Genomic DNA, 15,955 nt, shown 5'->3' with positions numbered 1-15,955 from the left:
CGTTGCTTTAACATGCGCAGCATACGTGGCCCTTTCGGGCTGCTATGGCAGCAGAAGCGAGGATGTAGGCGGCTGTCGGAATGGCGCGGGTGGAAGAGACGAACGGGCAAGAGCGGGGCGCCGCCGTGTTGCAGGCCAGCTATGAGCTGTTGCAGGCAACGATGGACGCGTCGACCGATATGATCCAGGTGTTCGAGGCGATCCGCGACGACCAGGGTCGGATCGTTGATTTCCGTTGGGTCCTGAACAACCACACCTCAGCCAGCCGCTATGGCGAGGTGCATGGCGAAAGCCTGTTGCAGCGGAACCCAGGGGTGATCGTCGAGGGCATTTTCGACGCCTTTTGCCGCGTGACCGAAACCGGCCAGCCCGAGCAGGCCGAGCATCACTATACGCATGAGCAGTTTGACGGCTGGTTCTATCAGACGGTCGTGAAGCTGGGCGACGGCGTGGCGACGACGACGCGCGACATCACCGAGTGGAAGGTGGCGCAGGCCGAGATATTGCGGCTCCGCGAAGAGGTGGTCCAGGTCAAGCTGGCCGAGACCGAGAGCCAACTTGCGGCGATCTTCGCGACCGCGCCGGTCGGCCTGTCGGTCATCACGCCAGACGGGCGCTTCCAGCGGGTGAATGACGAGCTGTGCCGGATCGTCGGGCGCCCCGCCGAGTTGCTGCTCCGCTCCAGCGTGGCCGATATCACCCATCCCGACGATATGGCGCCGAGCCTGCAGGCGATCGCACAAGCCGCCGCGACCGGCCGTCCCAGCACGCTCGACAAGCGTTATTTCCTGCCCGACGGCTCGCAGGTCTGGGCGAGCAGCACGATCTCGCTGCTGCCGCTGGCGGGCGGGCATGGCAACCGCTTTCTGGTGGTCACGGCCGACCTGACCGAGCGTCACAAAACCGAGGCCGCGTTGCGACGGAGCGAGGCGTCGCAGCGCGTGCTGATCGCCGAGTTGCAGCACCGGACCAGCAATCTGATGGGGGTCGTCCGCTCCATCGCCGACCATACGGCGCGCGGCACCGACGAACTGCCCGATTTCCTGGCGCATTTCGACGATCGGCTGGCGGCGCTGTCGCGCGTGCAGGGGCTGTTGTCGCGGTTGAGCGACCATGACCGGGTGCCGTTCGAGGACCTGATCCAGACCGAATTGGCGGCAATGGACGGCCGGGCGGGGCGCGTGACGCTGGACGGGCCGAAGGGCGTGCGGCTGCGTTCCTCGACCGTGCACACGCTGGCGATGGCGCTCCACGAGCTGGCGACCAACGCGATCAAATATGGCGCGCTGGGCCAGGCGGATGGGCGGCTGTCGATCACTTGGTGCCTCGACCCGTCCGGCCCGGACGGCAAGCCCTGGCTGCATATCGACTGGCGGGAAAGTGGCGTTGCCATGCCGCCGCCCCGGCCCCATCCCCGACGGGGCGGTCAGGGGCGCGAACTGATCGAGCGGGCGCTGCCCTATCAGTTGAACGCGCGCACCACTTACGTGCTGGGCCCCGACGGTGTGCATTGCACCATCGCCATCCCGGTCTCGGCCAGTACCGTCGAGGGTGCGGCCTAGTCGCTTAGCCCTGCCAGCCGGGGCGCAGGGCAAGGCGCAGGATGCGGTCATTGGCCGCCATGAACAGCGCGCGGCCGCCCTCGCCAAAGGCGCAATTGGCGATCGGCGCGCCCTGTTCGATCAGGCCCAGCGGCTCGGCCTCCGGGGTCATCAGCATCATGCCGCCGGGCACCGAGCAGACGAGTGTCCCGTCGCGCGCGACCTTCATCCCGTCGGGCAGCCCCGCACCGCCCGCCGCCGCCATCGCCCGCGCATCGAGCAGCACGCGCCGCCCGCTCACCTGCCCGCGCGGATCGACGTCATAGACCATGATCCGGGGTGCCGCCGCATCCGACACCGAAACATACAGCCGCCGCTCGTCGGGAGACAGGGCGATGCCGTTGGGCCGGGTCAGCGTACCGTCGATCAGGTCGATCCGGCCATCGGCGTGGCGGCGATAGACGCCGTTGACCGGCTGCTCCTTCAACGACGAAGAGTCGCCGTCCTGAAATCCATAGGGCGGGTCGGTGAACCAGATCGCTCCGTCGCGCGCGACGTGCAGGTCGTTGGGGCTGTTGAAGCGCTTGCCCGCATAACGATCGGCGAGCACCGTTCGGCGGCCGCTTGCCAGGTCGACCCGGTCGATGCTCCGCCCGCCGCTATTGGCGATCAGCAGCGCGCCGCGCGCGTCGAGCGCCAGGCCGTTGGCGCCGGGCTCGCGCACCAGCCGGGGGTCGGTGCCGCCCGCGCCCGAGGGATTTAGCACCATCGAAACGCCGCGCCCCCGCTGCCAGCGACGCACGATATTGGCGGGCGGATCGGAGAATAGCAGATAGCCGCCGCGCGGCACCCAGACCGGCCCTTCCGCCCAGCGGATACCGGTCGCGATCACCTCGGGCTCGGTGCCCGGCGCGATCATCCGGTCGAGGCCGGGCGACAGGCGGCGAAGGCGCGGCGCGGTCTCCGCCGCTGCGCCGGGTGTGGCGACCAGGGCAAGACCGGCGGCAAGGACGGAGCGGCGCGTGGGTGTCATGCGGCGGATGATGCGGGAAGGCCCGGTGGGGCGCAAGCGTTGGCGGAGAAGCGGAACCCTTTGCGCCGGCCGACGCTCTGACGGGGCGACCACAGGAGACGAACATGGCGGAGCAGAAGACGGCGATCCTCTACCGGATGATCCTGCCCGAGCACACCTGCCCCTTCGGCGTGCGGGCCAAGCAGATGCTGGAGGCGGCGGGTTATCAGGTCGACGACCGCATCCTGTCGTCACGCGACGAGGTCGACGCGTTCAAGGCGGAGCAGGACGTCGCCACCACGCCGCAAGTCTTCGTCGATGGCGAGCGGATCGGCGGCAGCGACGCGCTGGAGGCATATCTCAGCCGGTAGATCGTTCGACCAGCAGCTCGGCGCTCTCGGTCACCGCTTCGCATAGTTCATGGGTGGCCAGAATATCCTGCGCCGGGGTTGCCCTACGCTCGCGTGCGGCGGCGAGGAAATCGAGGCACATTGCCTGGAACCCGCGCTGCTCGCCGACCGTGGTCCAGTCGCCCCGCCGCGCGCGGCTTTCGGTCCCGGCGGTGATGTGGATTTGTGTGGCCATGTCGAGCACCGCATGGCGGACGCCACCGCCGGTCAGCTCCAGCCGTTCTTCGTTGAGGCCGCTGTCGCGGTGCATCATGCCGATCGCGGTAAAGCCGTCGCCTGCCAGCATCAGCGTGACCGCGTGCAACCGACCGTCAACCACGCGCGGTTCGATCACGCGGCGACGCACCGCTCCGGGGGCGAGGAACAGAAGCGTGTCGACGACATGGATGAAGTCGTCGAAGACCACCCGGCGCGGAGCGTCCGGCTGGCGATGACGGTGCTTCTCCATGACGATCAGGTCGGCGCCCGATCCCCGCAGCGTGGCATAGCAAGGTGCGAACCGCCGGTTGAAGCCGACGCGCAGCAGCGTGTCCTGCGCCTGCGACAGGGCGACCAGACGCTGCACCTCCGTCAACGTATCGGCCAGCGGCTTGTCGACAAAGGTCGGGATGCGTGCATCGAGCAGACGCTCCACCAATGCCGGATGCGCCTCGGTCGCGGCATGGACGAAGGCGGCGTCGAACGGACCCTCACGCAGGGCTTCGTCCAGACTGGAATACGCCCCCGCCACGCGAAACGCGCGCGCCGTGTCGTGCAGCACTTGCGCGTTGCGGGTCACCAGATGCAGCTCCAGCGAGGGCTGCACCGCCAGGACGGGCAGATAGGCCTTGCGCGCGATGTCGCCCAGACCGATGACCAGCACTCGCATTCCCGTCTCCTCCGGTCGCCTGTCGCCCGCAGGATCGGGGCCCCGCCGCGCAGGCGGGGCTTTCCCGTACCATCGGGGTGCCTGTCAAACCCCGATGGGATCGGTTCCCGTTACCGCGTCTTGCCTTCGCGTTCGTCGCGGTAGCGGAGCAGGTCTTCGACCGCATCGGTCTGGAACAGCTTCACGCCCATGTCGGCCAGGCGTCCCCACACCGCCTTGGGGTCCTGCCGCGCCTCAGGGTCACCACCCATGCCGGTTACGAAGCCCTTGAACAGCGTGTTGATCCAGATGGGCACGCCCACCGCCTTGGCGCGCTGCATGACGCGGGGCAGGGTGGTCAGCGGCAGGACGGGCAGCTCGATCGCGATCGGCTTGACGCGGCCCGCCATCTGGTTGGCGATGATCTGCGGCACATCTCCGGCATCGGGTTGCGGGCTGATCGGGATGACCGCGAAGGGAACGCGGTCATAGGGTGCGATCGCGGCTAGCGGCACCGAGGCGACACCGGCAAAGGTCTTGACGATTACCCGGTCCTGCGCGCCCGCCCGGTGCACGGCATCGACCACTTCGCCATAGATGGCATCCTTGACGTCGAGGTTCAGGACGACCCGATCCTTGGCGAGCGCCAGCAGTTCGTCCAGCGTCGGGATATGCTGGTCGGTCAGCGCGGCCCCCGCGCCGCCCTCGTCCTGGCGCAGGCGCAACGCCTTCAACTGGGCGAGGCTGAGGTCGCCGACCTTGCCAGTGCCGTCGGTGGTCCGGTCGACGCTGTCGTCGTGCATGATGACCAGATGGCCGTCGCGGCTGCGGCGCACGTCGGTTTCCATCACATCGGCGCCCAGCGCGAAACACTGCATCAGTGCGGCGGGCGAGTTTTCCGGCGTCGTGCCCATGCCATGACGCGGCGCGGCCTCGTGACAGCCGCGGTGCGCGATGACGATCAGGCCGCCCTTGGGGTCGTGGAGACGGCGCATCGTGCCTTCGGGCGAGGCATGGGCGGCGGACGCGGCAAGGCAGGTGGCAATAACGGCCAAAAGCGGACGGTTCATGACGGGCTTTCGATCAAAAAGGGGGTGGGCCATCAAAAAAGGGGGGCGGGCGGCCGGAGAGGCTGCCCGCCCCAGGGTGGGGATGGGTGTCAGCCGCCGATCACCATTTGCGGCTGACGATCAGGCGCACATTGCGCCCGAACAGGGGACGTCCGAAGATCGCAGTGGGCACGCCCTGGCCGAAGCGGTCGCCCGCCGTATTACCCTCGGTAAAGCCGTGCGCGTTGGTGATGTTGTCGCCGACGACCTGAAACTGCCACGCGCCTGACGACACAATGCCGCCCAGCCCGAACGACCCGTAAGCGGGCAGTGCGGTCGAGTTGAAGAAGTCGGTGTAGCGGCGGCCGACATAGTCGTAGCGGCCATAGATGCTGACATTCGCATCGCCGATTGGGAAGTCGGCGGTGGGGCGGACGTTCAGGAAGAGCTTGGGCTCGCGGATGATCTGCTTGCCGTTCGCCCGGCTGCCGTCCAGGCCGGTATTGCTGCTGAAGTTCAGATAGCGCGGGTTCTGCACCGTGACCGAACCGGCGACCGAAAAGGGACCGGCCAGCTTCAGACGGCCATCGGCCTCCATGCCCTTGGTCTCGGCGGTGCCGATGAAGTTGGTTGTCACGTCGGCGCGGCCGGTCGCGGGGTTGAAGCCCGCAAAGCTCGCGTTGAGCGGATCGAACTTGGTGTAGAAGCCGGTGACGTATAGATATGAGCTGCCCGCGGCCAGCTTCACGCCCGCCTCGTACAGCTTGGCCTTGGTTGGGATGACAGCCGGGGTCGGATAGCTGAAGGCGAGGGTCGTGCCCGGCGGCACTTCCAGTTGCGAGGCGCGCAGATACATGCCGATATGGCGGCTGAGATCGTAATTCGCGCCGACCGTCCAGTTGGTCGCCTGCTGCTTCAGCTTGAGCGCGCCGGTCGAGCCGGTGAAGCCGCGCGTGCTGTTGTCGGCCAGCGTCGTCGCATCGCCGAGATTGTACGAGCCGGTCAGCCGGGCATAGCCATTATAGCTGTACCATTCGTGGCGAATGCCCGCATCGAAGCGCAGCCGGTCGGTGATGTCCCAGGTGTCGGTGCCGTAGAGCGCGATCACCTGCCCCTCGACACTGCCCGCATTCAGCGACACCGCGTCGTTGAGCGAACCCTTGTCGGTGACATAGCCCATCACCGCACCGTTCGCACCATAGGCCGCGAGGTCGAGCAGCTGCGGCTTCGACTTCACCTGGATCAGATAATTCTGGTACGCGGTGAACATCTTCTGGCCCCAGAACGAGCCATAGGTGCCGACGCGGATATCGTGGCTGCCGATGCTGGTATCGAACTTGCGCGTGACCGACAGGTCGCCCTGGGTCGAATAGAAGTCGGTCTGGATCGAGCGATACTGCGCCTGCATCACCAGCCCCGAGTCGGCCGCCGGGTCATAGGGCGTCTGCCCGCCGGTGCCCGCGATGCTATAGCCCATGCGCGTGATGCCGGGGCCGAACGCCGTCGTGGCGGCGGCCAGGTAAGTATTGGCGAAGCTCGTGCCGTCCACCGGGTTGGCCGTCGAGTAGAAGGCGTCGAAATGCACCTTGCCCATCGTCAGGCCGCCCTTGGCCGAGACGTGCCAGTCGCCATGATCGCCCTCATAATCGAAGGCGACATTACCGAACTGGATGTGTCGGCCATTGGCCAGGTCGCCGCGCTGGGTCTGCACGATGCCCGATCCGTCGCGATACTTGATGCTGACGTCGCGCAGCGCGGGCGTGTTCAGCGTGCCGTTGAAATAGTCGATATAGGGGTTCAGGCTGACCGACGGATTGCGCGGATCGTTGGTCGGGATCGACAGATAGAAGACGTTGTGGTCGTCGGTATATTGCCCCGACAGCTTGATGAAGCCGTTCGCCAGGTCATGCTTGATATTGGCGCGGATCTGGCCGCCGCGATCGCTGGGGAAGCCCGAGTCGCGATAGCCGTCATGATAGCGGAGGAAGCCGCCGATCGCGTAGTAGGTGTCCTGGTTGACCGGGCCCGCCTGATAGGCGTCGAGCCGCAGATAGCCGGTGTCGCCGACCGTCGCCTGCACCTTGCCACGCGTCGTCGGCGTGCCGGTGACGGTGATGACGTTGGCGATGGCGGCCGCCGTGCTGGCGTAGATCGGGGCCGGGCCGCCGCGCACGACTTCGATCCGATCGGTCATCAGGTCGAGCCGGTTCATCCCGTCGCCCTGGTTGAAGAACCAGCCGTCCAGTTCCTGGAACAGCGGCAGGCCGTCCTGCTGGTAATAGAGGAACCCGCGATCGGTCGGGATGCCGCGCACGCGGGTGATGTTCTGCACTTCGCCGCCGGTCGCCTCGACATGGATGCCGGGCAGGGTGCCGATCAGGTCGGTGGTGCTCTTGGGCGCCAGCTTCTGGATATCGGTCTGCGACAGCGAATTGACGGCATAGGACACGTCGAAGCGGCGCTGCTGCCGGGCGGAGCCGGTGACGATGATGTCCGAATGGTCGGCGTCGGGCTTGGCTGCGTCGGGTGTCGTCGTTTCGGCCTGCGACGGCTTTTGCGTCTGGGCGAAGGCCGGTTGCGTCATCATCGGCGCCACGAACAGCGCCGCGCCCGCCAGGAATTTGGTCTGCATGCTAACCCCCCAAGGTTTCGGAATGCGGCCCCCTTGGCGGTCGTCGATGACAGTTTTATTTGCTTACATGTAATTAAATGGGGCCATGGGTCGCGGTGATGGCATGGACCGGAATCATCGCCGCGCCGATCACCACGGCCCGGCTGCCGATCGTGGAGGCATGGATATCCGGCAGCGACGAGCGGTAATTGTCCTTGCGATGGCGCGACCGCTCGGACAGCCCGTCGCCGATCCGCCGGAGCAGCGGCAGCGGCAGCGCGCCGGAGATGACCACCGCGCCCGGATCGAGCCAGACGGTGCCGCTCATCACCGCCAGGTCGAGCTGTCCGATCACCCGCTCGGTCCAGGCGGTGATGATCTCGGCATGGCTGTCGAGCAGCCCCTCGATCTCGGCCAGTGAGTCGATCGCCACACCCTGCTCGCGCAGGGTCAGGAGCAGGTCGATGCCCGAGGGGCGTTCGCGGTGACCGGGGAACAGCCGCCCGACCTCCCCGGCATTGCCATGTTCGCCCAGGAACAGGTCACGCTCGGCGATCAGGCCGCCGCCAACCCCATGGCCCAGGAACAGCGTCAGGATCGATCGATAGCGCCCGATGATCCCGTCCTGATAATATTCGGCCAGCGTCGCCGCGCTCGCGTCATTCTCGATCCAGACCGGCATGCCCAGCGCATCGCCCAGTAGCTCGGCGAGCGGCACCTCGTTCCATCCCGCCACCCGGTCGACGACGATACGCCGGTTGCGGTCGCCGGGGACCGCATAGCCGGGCACCGCGACGCCCAGGCCCAGGAACCGGCCGCGCATGAAGCCATGCGTCGCCGCCAGCGCCTGGAGCCGCGCCTCCACGACCTTGGCGAAGACGCGCGGGTCGGGGCTGTCGAACGGCGTCGTGTCATGGACCAGCGGCCGTCCGCGAAAATCGACGATCACCAGTTCCAGCCAGCCGGGATGCGGCGTGGCCCCGATCGCCCAGCCGCCATGGCCCGACACGGTCAGCGGCACCATCGGCCGCCCGCGCGTGCCCGCGTCCAGCGAGCCGAGTTCCTCGATCAGGTCCAGCGCCTGCAGCGACTGGGTCAGCCGCGTCATCGTCGCGCCGTTCATACCCAGCAACTGTGCCAGCCTGGTGCGTGGCGCGGCCCCTTCGATCCGCAACTGCATCAGCACGCGGCGCTGCGGTTCGCTCAGGCGGATCTGTGGTCGGTGCGCGCGGGCCATGGAGCGGCCCTATATTTTCGCCGTGTCAAATAAATGAAAGCCGCCGGGTCTAGGGGCGTAGGTCCTTGGCGGCGGTCGAGAGCGAGGCATAGACCAACTCGGGCGAGCCCACCGGCGTGCCCTCGGCGGTGACGCGCTGGGCGAAACCCGCCTCGAACACGTCGCCCGGCGCGACCTCGCGCTGCATGTCGAAATCATAGCGGAAGGCGTTGACGAACGGTCCGATCAGCACGTCGCTGACCCCCGCCGCCACCGCCGAGCTGTAGAAGCTCTGGCCGTCCAGCTCGCCGCGAACGAACCGCACCACGCGGCGGAGATGCGCGGCGAGCGGGGTGGCGACGAAGCCGTCGGCCTTGCTCACCAGCGTCACCCCCGACCCGTCATCGCGCACCGCATCGAGCGCGGCGAGGCGAACCGCGTCGCCGCGATGCGCCAGCGTAAAGGTCAGGCGTATGTCGCCCTTGCCCTGTAGCCGATCCCCGATCGCGCCCAGCGCCGCGCGGCCATCGGCGGGGGACACCCCGGCGGCGGCCAGCGTCGGGCCGAGGTCGGCGGCGCTGGCGATGACCAGCGTCCGGTTTTCCAGTGTTTCCGATGGCTGCGCGATCGGTGCCGTGGCGGCTTGCGTGTCGACATGGTCCGGACGCGCCAGCATCGCGACCACGGCCCCCGACGCCGCGATGGCCAGCCCGGCGATCCAGGGCAGGGCACGGCTGCCGCGCCGAAACGCGCGGGGCGCCTTGGCGGGGGCGTCGCTTATCCTATCTTGGGTCGATAGTTGTGGAACCGAAACGGCCCGTCGTTCGATCCATGATCGCGGGTCGAACGAGGGTTCTTCGTCGTGGGGATATGTCATGGACCTCCGTCAGGCGTCCTGTTCTGTCACGCGCGAAATCAGAATTGCTCCAATTCCCGTCTGGGGCAATAACGGGGTGGGCGGTCATGGGTTTCCATGTCAGCCCGTCAGCCTGTTTGGGGAGAGCAATTGGCTGGTAAGAATCGGGTCGCCTGGCACGAGGGCATGTTCCTTCGGCCACAGCATTTCCAGGCACAGGATCGCTTTGTCGAGGCGCAACTGGGGGCACGGGTCGATTCGATCCGACCCTGGGCCTGGGGACTGACCGCCCTCACCATCGATGAGGATCTGGCGGCGCTGGGCAAGTTCGCCGTGTCGCGGGCGGTGGGTATCCTGCCCGACGGCACGCCTTTTTCCATTCCCGACGACCTGCCGCCCCCTGAACCGCTGGACGTGCCGGGCGATGCGCGGGATGCGATCGTCTATCTGACGCTGCCTGCGGCCCAGGTCGGCGCGGTCGAGTTCCGCGATATCGATGCGCGCAGCCATGACGCACGCTATCTGGTCGACGAGGCCGAGGTCGCCGATGCCTTTTCGGACGACCGGACCAGCGAGCCGATCGGGCTGGGCCGCCCCAATCTGCGCTTCGGCATCACCCGCGACCAGATTTACGGCCGCGTCACGCTGGGGCTGGCACGGGTGCGCGAGGTGCAGAACCGGCGCGTCATGTTCGACGATCGCTATATCGCGCCGACGCTGGACTCCGCCGCCGCCCCGCGCCTGCGCGGCGGCCTGTCGGATATCGTCGGCCGCGCGAGCCAGCGCGCCGAGGAACTCGCCCTGCGCGCGGTGGAGGCGACCGATGGCGGGTCGGACACCTTTGCCAGCTTCCTGCTGCTCCAGGCGCTCAACCGCTGGCTGCCGGTGCTGGAGCATCTGCAATTCCTGCCCGTCGTCCATCCCGAGCGCCTGTTCGAGACGCTCATTTCGATGGCGGGCGAGATCGCGACGCTGATCCGGCCCGAGCGCAAGGCACCGCCGCTGCCGCGCTACGATCACGAAAATCCGCAGACCTGTTTCGAGCCGGTATTCGACCTGCTCCAATCGATGCTGTCGGCGGTGTTCGAGCGGTCTGCGTTGCAGCTGCCGCTCGATCAGGCCGGGCCGGGCGCCTATGTCTCGCGCATTACCGACCATGGGCTTTACGAGACGGGCTATTTCTATCTTGCTGTCTCCGCCGCCTCGCCGGTCGAGGAAATCCGGGGGCTGTTCCCCTCGGTCGCCAAGATCGGCACGGTGCAGAAGATGCGCCAGATCGTCGATTCCGCGCTGCCCGGCGTGCCGTTGCGCCATACGCCGACCCCGCCGCCCCAGTTGCGGGTGCTGCCGGGCTTCGTCTATTTCGAGCTGGATCGTGGCGTGGCCGAATGGCGCGATTTCCAGCAGGCGACCGCGCTGGGTCTGCATGTCGCGGGCGACTGGCCGCAGCTGAAGCTCGAACTCTGGTGCGTCAAACGGAGCGGTCGATGAGCGAGGACGGCGACAAGACCGTATTCCGACCCTCGCCCCTGCAAGGGCTGAAGCGGGGCGACGCGGCCGGAGCGCCACCGCCGCCGCCGCCACCCGCGCCCTGGGGCAGCATGAGCCCGCCGCCGCCTGCCCAGGGCCCGGCACAGGGCTATGCCGCGCCGCCGCCGCTCACGCGCACCGCCGCGCCGGTCGCGCCGGGGCCGGTGCCCTCGCGGCTGGGCGAGGACGATGTGCCCTTGCCCGCCACGCCGCCCGCGATCCGCAACATCATGCTGGCCGAGGCGGAGCCGGTGCTGGCGCTGCTGGCGGCGGTCCGCGCAGGGCGTGTCCGCCTGCCCATGCCCGAGCTGCATCGCCAGTGCGCCGCCGCGATCGGGCGGTTCGAGCGCGCGATCCAGCCGCATTACCCCGAGGAAAAGCGCCAGCGCGCCAAATATGCCGTCTGCGCCACCGCCGACGATATCGCGCAGAATCTGCCCGGAATCGGCACCGACGGCGCGGAATGGGCGCGGCGATCGATGGTCGTCACCTTCTTCCAGGAGAATATCGGCGGCGACCGTTTCTGGCAGCTGGTCGATGACATGCTGCGCGTGCCGCACGACAATCTCGACCTGATCGAACTGTTCCACGCCTGCCTTGCCGCCGGGTTCGAGGGGCGTTTCCGGGTCATGCCCGATGGGCGCCGTCGCCTGCACGAGATCATGACGCGGTTGCAGGGCGCGCTGCCCCATGTCCGCGCGCTGTCGCAGGTCGAGCTGGTGCCGCATTGGCGGGGCGAGACCGCGCCGGTCGGGCGCGTCGGCCTCAGCGTGCTGGCCCTGGCCGGGGCGGGGGCGCTCGCGCTGTTGCTGCTGGTCTATGTCGTGCTGCGGCTGATGCTGGCGTCGAGCGGCGATACGCCCTCGACCCGGCTGGCGGCGCTCAATCCCGAGGCGCGGCTGACCCTGTCGCGTCCTGCCGCCGCCATGCCCGCCGCCGCCAGTGCGCAGGCGAGCAAGCTGCGCCGTTTCCTGGAACCCGAAATCCGCGAAGGGCTGGTGAAGGTGGAGGAGGATGCGCAGACGGTTCGCGTGCGCACGACCATCGGCCAGTTGTTCCGGTCGGGCTCCGACGAACTGGAGCCGGGGCGCGAGACGCTGTTCCACCGTATCGGCCGGGCGATCGAGGATGAGAAGGGCGGGGTGGTGATCGAAGGCCATGCCGACAACACCCCCGTCGCCACCGTCCGCTTCCCCGACAATATGGCCCTGAGCGAAGCGCGGGCGGAGACGGTCGCCAAGCTGATCCGCAGCGACCTGTCCGACCCGTCGCGGGTCACGACCAAGGGATTGGGAGATACCGTGCCGATCGCCTCCAATGCCGATGCGGCGGGCAAGTCGCAAAACCGTCGGGTCGAGATCGTCGTGCCGAGGCGTTACTGATGCGGGGCTTTTTTCGGAACTGGTATGCCGTGACGATCACGGCGGCGGTACTGCTCGCGGCGCTGTTCGCGTTTGGACTGCCGTTGTTCGTCGCCTTCTTCCGTCCGATCCCGGTGCGGATCGGCGCGGTGGTGCTGGTCGCGCTGGCCTGGGCCCTGTGGTGGTTCCTGCGCCGCCGGGCCGCCCGCAAGGCCGCTGATGCCATCGCCGCCGAACTGGCGGGCCCCAACGCCGCCGATGAGGAGGGCAAGGCGCTGGGTCGCCGCATGACCGAGGCGCTGACCAAGCTGCGCGGGGCGGCGGGCGGACGGCGCGACTATCTCTACAGCCGCCCCTGGTATGTCATCATCGGCCCGCCGGGCGCGGGCAAGACGACGGCGCTGCTGAACTCGGGCCTGCGTTTTCCCTTCGTCGAACAGGCGGTGGGTGGGATCGGCGGTACGCGCAACCTGGACTTCTGGTTCGCCGATGAAGCGGTGCTGGTCGACACGGCGGGTCGCTATACGACGCAGGACAGCGATGCGACGGTCGATGCGGCGGGCTGGAACGCGTTTCTGGGCCTGCTCAAGCGCCATCGCCCGCGCCAGCCGATCAACGGCGTGCTGGTGGCGATCGGCATCGATACGCTGGTGGGCAGCGACTGCGCCGCGATCGACGCCCATGCCCGCGCGGTCCGCCGCCGCCTGGTCGAGCTGCGCCGTACGCTGGAAACCGCGGTGCCGGTCTATCTGCTCGTCACCAAGGCCGATCTGCTGGCGGGCTTCACCGAATATTTCGACGATCTCGACGTGGAGGGACGTCGCGCCGTGCTGGGGGCTACCTTGCCCCATGCGGACGGCCGACCGAGTGCGGAGGCGCTGGCGCACGCCTTTGACGAAGCGACGCAGGCGGTTGCGGATCGCCAGGCCCGCCGCTTGTTCGAGGAGGTGGACCAGCGTCGGCGCGGCATGATGATCGGCTTTCCGGCGCAGTTGCGGTCGCTCCGCGCGCGGCTGATGCGCTTTGCCGATGGGGCTTTCGTTGCGGGCGACGAGGCGGCGGGTGTGCTGCGCGGCTTCTACATGACCAGCGGTGTGCAGGAGGGCGAGGCGCTCGACCGCATCCTGGCCTCGATGGCGCAGGTCTATGAACAGCCGGTCGAGGCGGCCGCACCGGGACGCGGCCGGGCCTATTTCCTCAACCGCCTGCTGACCGAGGTGATGTTCCCCGAAGCGGGGCTGGTGACGACCGATCCCAAGGCCAAGGGACGCCTGCGTCGCCAGATGATCGCGGCGCTGGGCGGCATCGCGGTGGTGAGTGCGTTGGTGCTGGCGGCCTGGGGCGTGAGCTATACGCGCAACCGCGCGTTCCAGACCGCGCTGACCGAGGCCAGCGCGCGCGCCGAGCAGCAGTTCCGCGAGGCGGGGGTCGACCTGACCCAGGTGCGCGAGGACGATGCCGATCTGCGCACCGCCATTCCCGCGCTCGACACGCTGCGCAACCTGCCGCGCGGCTATGCCGAACGGCGCCAGGGCGGCCCGTCGCTGGCGATGACCTTCGGCCTTTATCAGGGTGGCCTCAGCCAGCGCGCGGAGGAGACGTATCGCGATGCGCTGCGCCGCGTGATGCTGCCGCGCCTGCTCCTTCGGCTGGAGGCGGTGATGAAGGCCGATGGACGCGATCCGATGCGTCTATACGAGCCGCTGAAAGTCTATCTGATGCTGGGCCAGCAAGGACCGATGGATGCCAAGGCGGTCAAGGCCTGGGTGACGGCGGACTGGGCCAATGACCTTTATCCCGGTGCCGACAGCCAAGCCGAGCGGGCGGCCTTGACCGGCCATCTCGATGCGCTGCTGGAGGACCGGGACATGGCCTCGGTCTGGCCCAATCGCCGGCCGCCGCTGGACGGGCAACTGGTCGCCAGCGCGCGGGCGGCGGTGCAGACGTTGAGCCTCGCCGACCGCGCCTATGCGGTGATGAAGCAGAAGGCGGCATCGGCGGGCCCGGCCTGGGAGGTCGCGAACGTCCTGTCGCAGGGCGACGCGCTTGCCTTCGCCGCGCCCGAGCAGCTGGCGGCGATGCGTATCCCCTATTTCTTCACGCGGGCGGGGTATGAGAAAGCCTATCTGCCGGGTCTCGCCACGGTGCAGCAGGATCTGAAGAAGGATCTGTGGGTGCTGGGCGGCGCGGAAGAGGCGGGCGTCGGGCAGGAACTCAGCAACGTCCGGCCGGGTGTCGCGGGTCTGTACGCCAAGGACTATATCGCGGCATGGGAAGGCGTGGTCGCGGCGATGAAACCGGCGGCCTATTTCTCCGACACGGCGGCCTTTGGCGCCCTGACGAAGAGCCCGTCACCGCTCAAGCGCGTGTTGCTGGAGCTGCGCAAGAACACGATCTTCTCCGGCGGCGTGCAGGCCGGGCTGGCGCGCGCGGGGCGCTATGGCATGAACCGGTCGCGGTTCGGGCGCGTCGCCGACGAGATCGGCCGCGACCGGGCGCGGGGGATCGATGCGGGCGACGAGATCACCGCCTATTTCGCCTCGCTGCACGAATATGTCGGCGATGGACGCGGCAGCGCGCCGATCGATGATTTCATTGCCGGGATCAAGGCGGCGGGGCAGGCGGTGATCGCCGCGCGCTCGGTCGGCGGCGGCGGCGGTTCGGACACCACCCAGGCCCAGATGGCCACCGCGCTCGCCTCGGTCCGCGCGGCGGCGGCGGGGGCTCCGCCGCAGTTGCAAGGCTTCGTCAATGCGGCGGCGAGCGGCGGCACCCGGGCCCAGGTCGGCGCGGCGAGCGGCGCGGTCGGCGATGCCTATGCCCAGACGGTCCTGCCAGCCTGTCGGGAGGTTGCCCAGGAGCATTACCCTTTTTTCGCCAGCGCGAAGGCGGATGCCCCCATGGCTGACACGCTCCGCGTCTTCGGCATGGGCGGGGTGTTCGATGGCTTCGTCCAGCAACGGCTGATGCCGATGATCGACACCTCGGGCGCGGTATGGCGCTGGCGAGAGGGCGATCCGGTGGCGGCGGCGCTGAACCCCGCGACGCCGGAAACGCTGGCGCGCGCGGTCAAGCTGCGCGAGCTGCTGGCGGCGGGGCTGCCGATCAAGGTGTCGGTCGCCAGTTTCGGCAGCGATATCGGCACGGTCGAGGTGGCGAGCGGCGGCACCCGCTATCGCTTCACGCCGCAGGACAACAAGCCCCGGCCGCTGATCTGGTCGGTGACGGGCAGCCTGCCCGAGGCGTCGGTCGTGCTGTACCGTCCCGGCGCTGCGCAGCCCGCCGCCGATGCCGACGCCGCGCCCGGTGCCGAAGCGGCGCGGATCGAGACCGAAGGACCCTGGGCCCTGTTCCGCCTGATGGACCGCGCCGACAAGCAGAATGCCGGGGCCCAGGCGATCCGCGCCGCCTTTGGCGACGGGCCGCAGCGGACCGTGCTGCTGATCCAGCTGCCGAGCACTACCAATCCGTTCAGTCGGGCAGGCCTGTGGTCCTTCCGCTGCCCGGCCAGCCTGTGAGGGC

At 68.4% G+C, this 15,955-nt stretch carries 11 protein-coding genes; 5 read left to right on the top strand and 6 right to left on the bottom strand.

Annotation, left to right across the window (positions count from 1 at the left end; genetic code table 11):
• Window positions 1-80 precede the first annotated feature (80 nt).
• On the top strand, window positions 81-1,562 hold the full coding sequence (locus tag SSA01S_RS03250; RefSeq protein WP_061779194.1) for a sensor histidine kinase: 1,482 nt from the start codon (window positions 81-83) through the stop codon (window positions 1,560-1,562).
• 4 nt (window positions 1,563-1,566) lie between these two features.
• Here the strand turns inward: SSA01S_RS03250 and SSA01S_RS03245 are convergent, their stop codons facing one another.
• Window positions 1,567-2,574, bottom strand: a complete 1,008-nt coding sequence (locus SSA01S_RS03245) for an SMP-30/gluconolactonase/LRE family protein (protein ID WP_061779193.1) — start codon at window positions 2,572-2,574, stop codon at window positions 1,567-1,569.
• Between the two features lie 104 nt (window positions 2,575-2,678).
• Here SSA01S_RS03245 and SSA01S_RS03240 point away from each other — a divergent pair, with 104 nt between their 5' ends.
• Window positions 2,679-2,924 carry a glutaredoxin domain-containing protein gene (locus SSA01S_RS03240; RefSeq protein ID WP_061779192.1) on the top strand — a complete coding sequence of 82 codons (246 nt, stop codon included), beginning with the start codon at window positions 2,679-2,681 and terminating at the stop codon, window positions 2,922-2,924.
• On the opposite strand, the gene SSA01S_RS03235 is transcribed toward SSA01S_RS03240, so the two are convergent.
• The 5 genes from SSA01S_RS03235 to SSA01S_RS03215 all read right to left on the bottom strand — a co-directional run bounded on the left by SSA01S_RS03235 (window position 2,914) and on the right by SSA01S_RS03215 (window position 9,563).
• Window positions 2,914-3,831 carry a Gfo/Idh/MocA family protein gene (locus tag SSA01S_RS03235; RefSeq protein WP_061779191.1) on the bottom strand — a complete coding sequence of 306 codons (918 nt, stop codon included), beginning with the start codon at window positions 3,829-3,831 and terminating at the stop codon, window positions 2,914-2,916. The genes SSA01S_RS03240 and SSA01S_RS03235 overlap by 11 nt on opposite strands.
• Before the next feature lie 110 nt (window positions 3,832-3,941).
• Window positions 3,942-4,880 (bottom strand): glycerophosphodiester phosphodiesterase family protein, encoded by a 939-nt coding sequence (locus SSA01S_RS03230; protein ID WP_061779190.1) that lies wholly within the window; start codon window positions 4,878-4,880, stop codon window positions 3,942-3,944.
• 100 nt (window positions 4,881-4,980) lie between these two features.
• Window positions 4,981-7,491: a TonB-dependent receptor gene (locus SSA01S_RS03225; protein ID WP_061779189.1), complete on the bottom strand. Its 2,511-nt coding sequence runs from the start codon at window positions 7,489-7,491 to the stop codon at window positions 4,981-4,983.
• 73 nt (window positions 7,492-7,564) lie between these two features.
• Window positions 7,565-8,707: an ROK family transcriptional regulator gene (locus tag SSA01S_RS03220; RefSeq protein ID WP_082794905.1), complete on the bottom strand. Its 1,143-nt coding sequence runs from the start codon at window positions 8,705-8,707 to the stop codon at window positions 7,565-7,567.
• Between the two features lie 49 nt (window positions 8,708-8,756).
• Window positions 8,757-9,563 carry a hypothetical protein gene (locus SSA01S_RS03215; RefSeq protein ID WP_061779188.1) on the bottom strand — a complete coding sequence of 269 codons (807 nt, stop codon included), beginning with the start codon at window positions 9,561-9,563 and terminating at the stop codon, window positions 8,757-8,759.
• A 129-nt stretch (window positions 9,564-9,692) separates the two neighbouring features.
• Here SSA01S_RS03215 and tssK point away from each other — a divergent pair, with 129 nt between their 5' ends.
• The 3 genes from tssK to tssM are packed head-to-tail and all read left to right on the top strand — an operon-like array spanning window position 9,693 to window position 15,951.
• The gene (gene tssK / locus SSA01S_RS03210) at window positions 9,693-11,033 is read left to right on the top strand and encodes a type VI secretion system baseplate subunit TssK (RefSeq protein WP_240954747.1); all 1,341 of its coding nucleotides are present in this window, start codon (window positions 9,693-9,695) and stop codon (window positions 11,031-11,033) included.
• Window positions 11,030-12,454, top strand: coding sequence for a type VI secretion system protein TssL, long form (gene tssL, locus SSA01S_RS03205; RefSeq protein ID WP_061779186.1), 1,425 nt, complete (start codon window positions 11,030-11,032; stop codon window positions 12,452-12,454). Before tssK ends, tssL begins: the two co-directional genes overlap by 4 nt.
• Entirely contained in the window at window positions 12,454-15,951 is a 3,498-nt protein-coding gene (gene tssM / locus SSA01S_RS03200) for a type VI secretion system membrane subunit TssM (RefSeq protein ID WP_061779185.1), read from the top strand. Before tssL ends, tssM begins: the two co-directional genes overlap by 1 nt.
• Window positions 15,952-15,955: the final 4 nt, after the last annotated feature.

Source organism: Sphingomonas sanguinis NBRC 13937, assembly GCF_001591005.1.
Taxonomy (GTDB): Bacteria; Pseudomonadota; Alphaproteobacteria; order Sphingomonadales; family Sphingomonadaceae; genus Sphingomonas; species Sphingomonas sanguinis.
This window is presented reverse-complemented; position numbering and strand designations above follow the sequence as displayed.